The organism is Wohlfahrtiimonas populi (assembly GCF_002006795.1).
In the GTDB taxonomy this organism is placed as follows: Bacteria; Pseudomonadota; Gammaproteobacteria; order Cardiobacteriales; family Wohlfahrtiimonadaceae; genus Wohlfahrtiimonas; species Wohlfahrtiimonas populi.
Map to the genome: position 1 here is coordinate 116,141 of NZ_MVDN01000003.1, position 11,508 is coordinate 127,648.

Here is an 11,508-nt window from a genome sequence, read left to right on the forward strand (position 1 = left end):
CTCAAACTATTTCTATAACTAACTCGAAAAATCTGTACTCACAAAGTATTTATAGCGCATGCCAGGTGCTAAAAACTGGGCAACACTGATAATATTATTGCGATCCCATGTTCTTCTTGTAATGTATAGACATGGTTCACCTGCGGGGATTTCTAATAAATCCGCATGGATTTCTGTCGCAGCAACGGCTTCAATCGTTTGCTCCATACGGCTTAAGCCATGTTTCTCTAGTAAATAACCGCTTGGCGTAGTTTTCAGAAAGTCTTGCTCAATAAAATTTGGCACAAAAATCGGGTTCACATAGCGCTTTTCAATGATCAACGGCTGACCATTTTCATAATGCACTAAATGGCAAAAATGCACACTAGAACCTGTAAAAATCCCTAAACCCAATGCAACATTTTCATCTGCACTGACAACATCTTGCACCAATACTTTGATGGAATGTTTATTGCCACGCTTTGTAACTTCTAATGCAATATCCGTCACATTCGTAGCAGAGGCTGCTGCTTTCTCTGCTGTCACAAATGTCCCTTTACCCGGAATGCGTGTTAATACATTTTGCGCAGTTAAATCTGTAATGGCACGATTCACCGTCATTCGGCTCACTTCAAACATTGCAGACAGTTCCAATTCTGTTGGAATTTGCCCACCTTGTTTGAATAAACCTGAAGTAATTCCACTTAAGATGTAATTTTTTATATTTTTATATTTAGGAATTGCCATGGTGACTTTCTGCATAATTTCTCTTTAGCCAAATTAAGTTAATCAGTGATTTTCCTATTATTGCATACAACATAAAAGAAAGGTGCTAGATTTCAGTTTATCACCAAAACCTAGCACCTTTTTGTTTCACGCTAGAAATATATCACTTTTTAGCATCCTTCCCTCCGGGAAGGATGCGGATAAGCTTATTTTGAGCCGATTTACTATAAAAACTAATTATTTCTTGGTTTTCTCTGCAACAACACGCTTAACCAAGTCATCACAAGGAATGTATGGCAATGTGATATGGCCTTTGCCTGCGTAGTTTTTATTGTATTCAACGCTCGTTGCGATTGAGTTAGGATTTCTCGCCCAACTTCTTCTTGCAACGCCGCCCATTACATCCCACATCATTGCTGATTCGATGATCTTAGCAGCACGGTCAGAGCCATCCAATACCATACCAAAACCACCATTGATGGATTTACCGATACCAACGCCACCGCCATTATGCAATGCAACTAAGCTCATGCCACGTGCTGCATTTCCTGCGAAGCACTGAGTTGCCATATCTGCCATCACATTACTACCATCTTTGATGTTAGAAGTTTCGCGGAATGGTGAATCCGTACCTGAAACGTCATGGTGATCACGGCCTAACATGACTGGGCCAATTTCACCATTTTTGATCATTTCATTGAAGCGTAATGCGATCTTTGTGCGGCCTTCAGCATCTTGATACAAAATACGAGCTTGTGTACCCACAACCATTTTGTTCTTCTCTGCATCACGGATCCAGATCCAGTTATCACGATCTTGTCCACGGCGATTAGGATCAATACAATCCATTGCAGCTTGGTCAGTTTTGCGCAAATCTTCAGGATTGCCTGATAAGCAAACCCAGCGGAATGGACCATAACCGTAGTCAAACAATTCAGGACCTAAGATATCTTCAACGTATGAAGGATAGATAAAGCCATCTTTCTCATCGTAACCATTCTTAGAAACTTCTGTAACACCTGCATCATAAACAGATTTCAAGAATGCATTACCATAATCGAAGAAGTAAGAACCATTTTCTGATAATTTTTGAATCATTTCGAAATGCTTACGCAATGAAGCATTCACTAAACCAATAAATTTCTCACGATCATTTGCCAACATTGCTGTTCTTTCTTCAAAAGAAACGCCTTGTGGGCAGTAACCGCCATCATAAACGTTGTGGCAAGATGTTTGATCAGACAATAAAGGAATGTGAATATTGTTTTCTACCGCATATTCCAATAGATCCACAATGTTACCGTGGTAAGCGATAGAAATTGTTTCTTTCTTGTCCAAATACTCTTGTGCTGTATCAAATACTTCTTTCAAGTTAGAGCTTGCTAAAGAAACCCAACCTTGATCCAAACGTGTTTGAATACGAGAGAAATCCACTTCTGCAACGATACCAACACCGTTTGCAATTTCAATCGCTTTAGGTTGCGCGCCACTCATGCCACCCAAGCCACTTGTTACGAACAATACGCCTTTTAAATCTTGATCATCTTTCAAACCTAATTTCAAACGACCTGCATTTAAAATTGTATTGAATGTACCATGAACAATACCTTGTGGCCCGATGTACATCCAACCGCCAGCTGTCATTTGACCATAGTTAGCAACACCCATTTGTTCAGCAATTTCCCAATCTTTTGGATTGTCGAACATACCGATCATCAATGAGTTTGTGATGATTACGCGCGGCGCATCTGGTTTAGATGGGAATAAACCCAAAGGATGACCTGATTGCACAACCAATGTTTGGTCCTGCGTCATCACTTCTAGATATTTTTTAATGAGGCGATATTGCAACCAGTTTTGGCAAACTTGGCCAGTTTCACCATAAGTCACCAATTCATATGGATACAAGCTGATTTCAAAGTCTAAGTTGTTATCCATCATCACTTGCATTGATTTACCTTCAACACAAGCGCCTTTATACTCTTCTATGCCTTTACCATAAATGCGGCCTTCAGGACGGAAACGATAAGCATAGATACGGCCATAAGACACCAATTCTTCCATGAATTCTGGCGCTAATGTTTCATGCAATTCTTCAGGCACATAACGCAAAGCATTTTTCAAAGCCACTTCTGCTTGTGCTTGTGTTAGACGAAAGCCACGATTTGGTGCACGTCTATATTGTGGATCAAACGCTGGATATTCTGGCAATGTGTTATCTAATTTGATTTCCATCGCTTGGGACACATCATAATTCGTTGTCATTGTTACCCTCCTAAAAATATAAAGTAATTTATGCTAAACATTGTCTATACAAATATAAAGGATTTTTTTTGTTTGTCTAATAATAAAATGTATTCTTTCTAAATTCTATGCATCAATCAACTTATCATACTGAAAAATATTGAATAAATTAGATATAAACTTTCAATATAAATTACATTCTCACTTCATGAGAAAGCTTTAACAAAGTTGTATAGCAATTCCACTATACATTTTCAAAGAATATTAATATTAAAAATATAATTGATTTTAAAAGAATAAATTTTTTATTTGCATAAATTTCTTGATAATTACATTCTTTAATGATCTAATCATTTCAGTTTACAGACAAATGTCTATACATAATATTGTAGTCAAAAGCTTGTGAAAGCATTTTTAAGGGTTATACATTCGTATGATCTGAATCTATAATGTTGTTATTGAATTAGTATTGATAAAGGCGGATGGCAATGAAACTCCCAAATAACTGCACAATTTGGACTAATGGCAGATTAATGACAATGGATCCAACCATTGATCAAGAATATGGTTTATTGGATCAACATGACATCATCACTCATGATGATAAAATCATTGCGGTATTACCATCTGCAACTTATACAAAACCAGCTGATGCAACTACAGTTGATTTAGAAAACCGCTTAGTCACACCAGGTTTTATTGATTGCCATACCCACCTAGTATTCGGTGGCAATCGTGCGAAAGAGTGGGAAATGCGTTTAAATGGCGTGCCTTATATTGAGATCGCAAAACAAGGCGGTGGCATTAATTCAACAGTTCGTAATACTCGCGAATTATCTGAGCAAGCTCTGCATGATTTAGCTTTCCCACGCATGCAATCCTTGGCAAATGAAGGTGTCACAACCATTGAATCTAAATCAGGCTATGGCTTGGATCTAGAAAATGAACGTAAGCAATTAAAAGTATCACAAGACTTAGCTAAAAATTACCCAATCGAAATCGCATCCACACTATTATCAGCGCATGCTGTACCACCAGAATATAAAGACAAAGCAGATGAATACATTGATTTCATTTGCGAAACCATCATGCCAACATTATGGCAAGAAGGTTTATATGAAGCAGTGGATGTATTTTGTGAATCCGTTGGCTTCTCTCTAGAGCAAACTAAAAAAGTATTTGATCGCGCTAAAGAGCTAGGCATTCCTGTGAAAGGTCACATGGAGCAAATGTCTAACTTAGGTGGCAGTGAACTCATTGCTAAATACAATGGTTTATCTGTAGATCATATTGAATTTCTAGATGAAGCAGCGATTAAAGCCATTTCACAATCAGGCACAGTGGCAACACTATTACCTTTAGCTTTCTATTTCTTACGCGAAACTCAAAAACCACCCATTGCTTTATTAAGACAATATAAAGTACCAATGGCAATCTCTACAGACTTTAATCCTGGCACAAGCCCATTTACTTCTATCCGCTTTGCGATGAATGCAGCTTCTGTACAGTTTGGCTTAACACCTTTAGAAGTCATGGAAGGTGTGACAAGAAATGCAGCCCAAGCTTTAGGCCGAAAAGAGACACACGGACAACTAAAACAAGATTTTGTTGCTAACTTTGCAGTTTGGAACGTACAAAATCCTGTCGAAATATTTTATGAACTTGGACACAATCCACTCGTTCATCGCGTTTTTCATGGCAAAATCGCGCAATAACGCATAATACTTTGAGGAGAACACTATGCAGTTTTGGGAACAAACACCAGAGAACATTTGGCAAGGTCGCGATGATTCAGCGGAAAGCCCAAGTGCTAAAAGAATTTTCCAAACCGTTCAACAAGCATCTGTTTTTGCACCTGAAAAATATCCTAATCACATTGCATTGATGGGATTCATGTGCGACAAAGGTGTTGAACTGAATAAAGGACGCGTTGGCGCTGCAACTGCACCGAATATTATTCGCCAAGGCATGGCAAACTTTGCTGATCATGAAGCAACTAAACCTTTAGTGGATTTGGGCAACGTGATTTTCCAAGGGGATTCTCTACCTGCTGTACAAGCAGCATTTGCTGAGCATATCACTGCTTGCCATCAAAATGGCTTACCAACATTAGTGTTTGGTGGTGGTCATGAAACTGCTTATGCTCATGCCAAAGGTTTATATGATGCTTATCCTGATGCACGCATTGGCATCATCAACTTTGATGCTCACTTAGATGTTCGTAAAGCTAATACCGCATCGTCAGGAACACCATTTAAACAATTGGCAGAAGAGTGCCAAAACAGCAATCGCCCATTTAACTATTTATGCGTTGGTGTTAGCCGTGCTTCTAATACAAAAGCATTACTCGATACCGCCAATGAATTGAACGTTAAAATCATTTGGGATACAGAATGCACAGAAGGCAATATTGCAAATCTCAACAATCAAGTGAATGCATTCTTAGCTGATTTAGATGTTGTGTATTTAACCATTGATTTGGATGCCCTACCATTTGCAGAAATGTTTGCTGTATCTGCACCAAGTACTTTGGGCGTTCGCACACAAATTTATTTAATTTTGGCAGAAACCATCATCAGCTCCAATAAATTGAAAGCTGTTGATTTGGTTGAATACAATCCAAGTTTAGATCGTGACATGTTATGCGCTAAAACAGCAGCACGCATCGCATGGCACATCTACAATAGCTGGGCAAATAACTAAAATAATAACCCGCTCAAAAATATTATAAACATCGCCTTACACACAGTTACGTAAAGTAGAGGATCAATTATGACTGTAATTAAAATTGACGGAAATAGCTTAACGCTTGATAACGTTGTAGAAGTTGCTCGTTTAGGTGCAACTGTTGAACTAACCGCTGAATCCATTAAAAGTATTGATATTTCTCGTCAATACGTTGATGAATTAGTTGAATCTGGTGAAATCGTTTACGGTATCACAACAGGTTTTGGTAACTTCAGTAATGTTCACATTTCTAAAGATCAAGCCAAAGATCTACAGCGCAACTTAATCATCAGCCATTCATGTGGCGTGGGCGATTATTTGCCAACAGATGCAGTGCGTGCAATGATGCTACTTCGCATCAACAACCTAGCTAAAGGCTATTCAGGCATTCGCTTGAGCACAATCGAAACTTTGATGAACATGTTGAATAAAGGCGTTCATCCAAAGATTTTTGAAAAAGGCTCATTAGGCGCGAGTGGCGACTTAGTACCGTTAGCACACATGGTTCTACCAATGATCGGCGAAGGTGAAGCAGAATACCAAGGTGAAATTTTACCTGGTAAAGAAGCTATGGCAAAAGCTGGCATTCCAATCATTGAATTAACATCGAAAGAAGGTTTAGCATTGATCAATGGCACGCAAGCAATGACTGCTGTCGGTGCATTGACTTGTTATGATGCGATCAAACTATTGAAAGCAAGTGATATTGCGGTTGCTTTGACAATGGAAGCATTGAATGGCATCACAGATCCATTCATCCCTGAATTGCATGCACTTCGCCCACATCCAGGACAAGGTGCTTCAGCACAGAACTTATTATCTTTGTTAGCTAATAGTGAACGCACAACGCATCAAGGCGATATTCGCGTACAAGATGCTTATGTATTACGTTGCGCACCACAAATTCACGGTGCTAGCCATGATGCGATTGAATATGTACGTCGCAAAGTAGACATTGAAATCAACTCAGTAACAGACAACCCAATCATCCTAGTGGATAAAAAAATGGGGATTTCTGGCGGGCATTTCCACGGTCAGCCAATGGCATTGGCTTTCGATTTCTTAGGCATTGCTTTAGCTGAATTGGCTAACGTGAGTGAGCGCCGCATTGAGCGTTTAGTAAACCCTGCTTTGAATAACGGCTTACCTGCATTCTTGACAGAGCAAGGTGGTTTACATTCTGGCTTTATGATCGTGCAATATGCAGCGGCATCTTTAGTTTCTGAAAACAAAGTGCTAGCACATCCTGCAAGCGTGGATTCTATTCCATCTTCTGCAAACCAAGAAGATCATGTAAGCATGGGCACAATCGCTGCACGCAAAGCGCAAAGCATCTACAAAAATGCCAAAGCAGTTGTTGGCATGGAATTGATGTTAGCAAGCCAAGCAGTTGATTTAAACAAAAAAGATGCGGGTAAAGCTTTAGGCACAGGCACAAAAGCTGCGTACGATACTATTCGTTCACAAATCCCAACTTTGACGGAAGATCGCGTAATCTATCCTGACATCCACAAATCAGCAGATTTGTTAGAAACAGATCTAGTGGACAATGTAGAGAAAGCTCTCGGCTTCTCTTTAAGCTAATCGCATAAATTATTAGCAAATTCTTATTATAAATATAAGCCTAACAACTCTGTATGTTAGGCTTAGCAGATTTTTTCGTGCAAAAAATATTTTGCATATCCATTGGAGGATTTCATTAATGGCTACTCAACTGAAGAGAGGCTTAACTCCGCGCCATGTTTTATTCATCGGTTTAGGCTCCGCTGTCGGCACTGGCTTATTCTACGGCTCTGCCAATGCCATTCAAATGGCTGGCCCTGCTGTATTGATCGCATATTTATTATCAGGCATTGCTGTATTTATGGTGATGCGCGCTTTAGGTGAAATGATCATGTATAGCCCGATGCCTGGTGCATTTGGTGCTTATGCTACAAAATATTTAGGACCTTTAGCAGGTTTTTTCACAGGCTGGACATACGTTTTTGAAATGGCTTTAGTTTGTATTGCCGATGTGACAGCTTTCGCCATCTATATGGGCTTTTGGTACCCCGATGTTGCACCTTGGATTTGGGCACTGGGCATTACATTAGTTTTATGTGGCATTAATCTTTGCTCTGTTAAATTATTTGGCGAATTAGGCTTTTGGTTATCTTTATTAAAAGTACTCGCAATCGTTGCAATGATTTGTGCTGGTGGCTACATTTTATTATCAGGTATGGATGCAACAAGCTCCACTTTAGATTCAGCGCCTGCCATTAGTAATTTATGGTCACATGGTGGCTTTGCACCCAATGGCATTTACGGCATCATCATCGCCCTTAGCGTTGTTGTTTTCTCATTTGGTGGCATTGAAACTTTAGGCTTAACTGCGCTAGAAGCTGAAAATCCTGAGAAAACTTTACCCATGTCCATCAATGTTGTACCTGTACAAATCTTACTCTTTTACTTCTTAGCTTTAATGGTCTTGATGGCACTTTTCCCTTGGAATCAAATTGGTTTAGGCGCAAGCCCATTCGTAACAATTTTCAGCAGCTTAGGCATCGAATCAGCAGCAAATTTATTGAATATTGTTGTTATAACAGCAGCAGTTTCTGCAATCAACAGTGATATCTTTGGCGCTGGCAGAATGATGTATGGCTTAGCAGAACAAGGCCACGCACCAAAATCATTCAGCAAACTATCATCCAATGGTGTGCCAATTTATCCAATCATTGTTATGTTCTTTGTGATGATTTTGGGCGTTGTTTTGAATTATCTTTTCCCTAAAGGTTTATTCTTCGTGATCGCTGCCATGGCAACATTTGCAACTGTTTGGGTTTGGTTAACTGTATTAATTTCACAAGTTGCAATGCGTAAAAAATTATCGAAAGAAGAAACTAGTCAATTAAAATTCCCTGTGCCATTTTGGCCAGTTGGTCCAGCATTTGCTATTGGCTTCATGATCTTTGTGATTGGTATTTTAGGCTATTACGAGCCTGCACGAAAAGCATTGTATGCAGGTGGCATTTGGTTAGTTTTATTATTAACTTGTTATTATTTATGGGTTAAACCTCATCAAATGCAAGGTGACAATGAGCTATCAAACTTTAAACCCATTCAACAAGATTAATCTCCATTAGTCTTGATATCACAATCCATAGTCCACATAATAATATTTCACGATATGAATTCAATGGGATTATGGATTTCAAAGGGATGCTATGGAAAAAATTACATTTAAAGATTTAGTTGAAACACCATGGAAAAATGGTCAAGGCACGACACGCCAAATTGCTATCCATCCAAAAAATGCTGATATTTCTAACTTTCAATGGCGCATCAGTGCAGCAACTGTGAATGCTGTTGGCCCATTCTCTAACTTTGATAACGTTACAAGAAGCCTAGCACTATTAACAGGCGAAAAAATTACGCTCAACATCCAAGGGCAAACTGTAGAGCTTCACCGCGATGGGCAGCCTGTGACATTTAGCGGAACAGTGCCTACAGAAATGACAGATTGCCCTGCACCTGCTTTAGATTTTGGCGTGATGACCAATAATAATTTTGCCAAGCATTCTCTTGTCCATGCGGACTTTAATGATAGACAAACTTATCAAAGAAAATCATCCACAACTCTATTTCTTGCACTCAAACCTTGCCAGCTAGACAAAAATAGTCTCGATACATTCGATGCGATTTTATTATCAGAAACAGATCCTAATTGTGTTACTATTCAAACACAAACTAGAACAGCACCTTTATTGATTGCTGAAATTTCTGAATACTGTCCAGCGGAGCCACAATGAAAGCTATAATTATCCCTGCATTATTACTCGCATCATCAATTGCAACAGCAGAAGAGATCACTTACACCATTGATCCTACACATACAGCCACTGTATTTAGCTGGGATCATTTAGGTTATTCAACACCAAGCGCTAACTTTAAAGCAATTAATGGTGAAATTGTTTTTAATGATACCAATCCTGCGCAATCCAAAGTTAATGTAATCATTAACACAAAAAGCATTAATACTAATGTTGATATGTTTGACCTCAAATTACAAGATACTGAATGGTTCAATGGCGCTGAATTTCCAACCATTACTTTTGATAGTACAAAAGTAACGCCACTAGAAAATAATCAATACAAAGTAGATGGCGTTCTAACCATCAAAGGCATTTCAAAAGTTATCAGCTTAAACGCAAAGCTCAATAAAAAAGCCATTCATCCAATGGCGGGTGGCGAGGCGATTGGCTTCAATGCAACCACACATTTTAATCGCTCTGATTTTGAAATGGGTGATTATGTACCCGCTGTGAGCGACCAAATCAATGTGAATATCACAGTGGAAGCCATTGCTAAAGAATAATATTTCTATGAAGTGAGCAAAAATAGCGAATAGACAAATATTCGCTATTTTTTTTATCTGTGATTTTTCAATCCAACCATTTCCCATTTTTATAAATGGCTAAATATTTTTAGAGGTTATTTTCTAACTTTTTGCCTTTGAGTTTTCTTAATTTTCTTTGCTTTCTTAGATCTGTGATATGACCAAAATAATCCAATCACAACTAATATTCCTATAAAATCAATAAAGTAAATAACTACTGGCCAGCCTTTCATCGGTGGCTCGCCCTCTTTTAGCTTTTGAATATCTTCCGCTGTGATTTTATCATTATAATTCTGCCAATCTGAATTATGCATAATGAAGTTCGTTAATTGCGCAACCTCTTCATTATTGAATTTATCTTTGTAAGCTGGCATTTGATAAGCGATACGATCCGCATTATGTACTGATTCTGTGCCTGACAAAATCACTTGAGCCACATTCAATGTACGACCTTGCTCACCATTGCCTCGATTTGCCAACAATGGCGCTACATTTTGAGCACCTTCGCCCTGAATACCATGGCAAGCGGAACAATATTCTTGATACAGCCCATAACCTTCACTGTGCTTATCAGAGTTTGCAATAATTGCATTAACGCGCTCTGATGGCAATTGAATCGAGCGTAGATAAACAATCATACTGTGAATATCTTCATCAGTTAAATGGCTCAAACTATGCGTTGTTACATCAGACATTGGACCTGCAAAGGCATGTTGTGTATTTCGCCCTTCTTTCAACAGTCGAAATAACTCTTGATCATCATTTTCTTGCAATGTTCTTAAATTCGGTGCATACCAACCACCAAGTTGAGCTCCTGATAAGAATGTTTCACTTGTTTCATCTAAGCCTTGCTCAACCAAAGTCACTGAGCGAGGCGTATGACAAGTACCACAATGACCTAAGCCTTGCACCAAATATGCACCACGATTCCATTCATCAGTTTGATCAGGTTGCGGAATATATTTCCTACTATCTGTCAATAATGCAATCCAAATACTCATTGGGAAACGCATATTCAACGGCCATTCCATATCTGTAGGCAAATTTGGCTCTGTAATAGGCTGAACCTCATTCATAAAGTAATCATACAATACACGAACATCCGCATCATTCATTTTTGCATACGATACAAATGGCATTGCAGGATACAATGGATCACCCGATGGCTTTTCACCATGACGAAGCGCTTGTTCAAAATTTTCGTAAGTGTAATTGCCAATGCCATAGGTTTTATCTGGCGTAATGTTGGTGGCATAAATTGTGCCGATTGGCGAAGCTAAGCCATGCCCGCCAGCATAAGGCTTACTTTCATCATTCGTATGGCATGCCATACAATCACCTGCGCGAGCTAAATACTCACCTTGGCTCATATTTGCTGCGTCATTCGCCCAAACAAAACTACCGCACAATACAACCAATAACGTGCTCATTTTATAAAAATATGATTTCATAGCCAT

General features: G+C 38.9%; 9 protein-coding genes. 6 read left to right on the forward strand and 3 right to left on the reverse strand.

Annotated features, from left to right (window positions below):
* Nucleotides 1-18: 18 nt before the first annotated feature.
* Nucleotides 19-741 carry a UTRA domain-containing protein gene (locus BZK16_RS04970; RefSeq protein WP_077927800.1) on the reverse strand — a complete coding sequence of 241 codons (723 nt, stop codon included), beginning with the start codon at nt 739-741 and terminating at the stop codon, nt 19-21.
* A gap of 201 nt (nt 742-942) precedes the next feature.
* Nucleotides 943-2,970, reverse strand: a complete 2,028-nt coding sequence (locus tag BZK16_RS04975) for a urocanate hydratase (protein ID WP_077927801.1) — start codon at nt 2,968-2,970, stop codon at nt 943-945.
* Nucleotides 2,971-3,431: 461 nt separating this feature from the next.
* Here BZK16_RS04975 and hutI point away from each other — a divergent pair, with 461 nt between their 5' ends.
* The 6 genes from hutI (at nt 3,432) to BZK16_RS05005 (ending at nt 10,030) form a co-directional block, all read left to right on the forward strand.
* Nucleotides 3,432-4,664, forward strand: a complete 1,233-nt coding sequence (hutI, locus tag BZK16_RS04980; RefSeq protein WP_077927802.1) for an imidazolonepropionase — start codon at nt 3,432-3,434, stop codon at nt 4,662-4,664.
* Nucleotides 4,665-4,689: 25 nt separating this feature from the next.
* Nucleotides 4,690-5,652, forward strand: coding sequence for a formimidoylglutamase (gene hutG, locus BZK16_RS04985; RefSeq protein WP_077927803.1), 963 nt, complete (start codon nt 4,690-4,692; stop codon nt 5,650-5,652).
* Between the two features lie 69 nt (nt 5,653-5,721).
* The gene (hutH, locus tag BZK16_RS04990; RefSeq protein WP_077927804.1) at nt 5,722-7,260 is read left to right on the forward strand and encodes a histidine ammonia-lyase; all 1,539 of its coding nucleotides are present in this window, start codon (nt 5,722-5,724) and stop codon (nt 7,258-7,260) included.
* Nucleotides 7,261-7,378: 118 nt separating this feature from the next.
* On the forward strand, nt 7,379-8,788 hold the full coding sequence (locus tag BZK16_RS04995; protein WP_077927805.1) for an amino acid permease: 1,410 nt from the start codon (nt 7,379-7,381) through the stop codon (nt 8,786-8,788).
* Nucleotides 8,789-8,879: 91 nt separating this feature from the next.
* Nucleotides 8,880-9,464 (forward strand): HutD/Ves family protein, encoded by a 585-nt coding sequence (locus tag BZK16_RS05000; RefSeq protein ID WP_077927806.1) that lies wholly within the window; start codon nt 8,880-8,882, stop codon nt 9,462-9,464.
* Nucleotides 9,461-10,030: a YceI family protein gene (locus BZK16_RS05005; protein ID WP_077927807.1), complete on the forward strand. Its 570-nt coding sequence runs from the start codon at nt 9,461-9,463 to the stop codon at nt 10,028-10,030. The genes BZK16_RS05000 and BZK16_RS05005 overlap by 4 nt, the downstream gene beginning before the upstream one ends.
* 116 nt (nt 10,031-10,146) lie before the next feature.
* Here the strand turns inward: BZK16_RS05005 and BZK16_RS05010 are convergent, their stop codons facing one another.
* A complete protein-coding gene (locus BZK16_RS05010; RefSeq protein WP_233145199.1) occupies nt 10,147-11,508 on the reverse strand; it encodes a c-type cytochrome in 1,362 nt (453 codons plus the stop codon).

What these genes read in the sequence shown, in the direction of transcription:
- BZK16_RS04970 (WP_077927800.1), bottom strand. Translation starts at nt 741, where the DNA reads ATGCAGAAAGTCACCATGGCAATTCCTAAATATAAAAATATAAAAAAT.
- BZK16_RS04975 (WP_077927801.1), bottom strand. Translation starts at nt 2,970, where the DNA reads ATGACAACGAATTATGATGTGTCCCAAGCGATGGAAATCAAATTAGAT.
- hutI (WP_077927802.1), top strand. Translation starts at nt 3,432, where the DNA reads ATGGCAATGAAACTCCCAAATAACTGCACAATTTGGACTAATGGCAGA.
- hutG (WP_077927803.1), top strand. Translation starts at nt 4,690, where the DNA reads ATGCAGTTTTGGGAACAAACACCAGAGAACATTTGGCAAGGTCGCGAT.
- hutH (WP_077927804.1), top strand. Translation starts at nt 5,722, where the DNA reads ATGACTGTAATTAAAATTGACGGAAATAGCTTAACGCTTGATAACGTT.
- BZK16_RS04995 (WP_077927805.1), top strand. Translation starts at nt 7,379, where the DNA reads ATGGCTACTCAACTGAAGAGAGGCTTAACTCCGCGCCATGTTTTATTC.
- BZK16_RS05000 (WP_077927806.1), top strand. Translation starts at nt 8,880, where the DNA reads ATGGAAAAAATTACATTTAAAGATTTAGTTGAAACACCATGGAAAAAT.
- BZK16_RS05005 (WP_077927807.1), top strand. Translation starts at nt 9,461, where the DNA reads ATGAAAGCTATAATTATCCCTGCATTATTACTCGCATCATCAATTGCA.
- BZK16_RS05010 (WP_233145199.1), bottom strand. Translation starts at nt 11,508, where the DNA reads ATGGCTATGAAATCATATTTTTATAAAATGAGCACGTTATTGGTTGTA.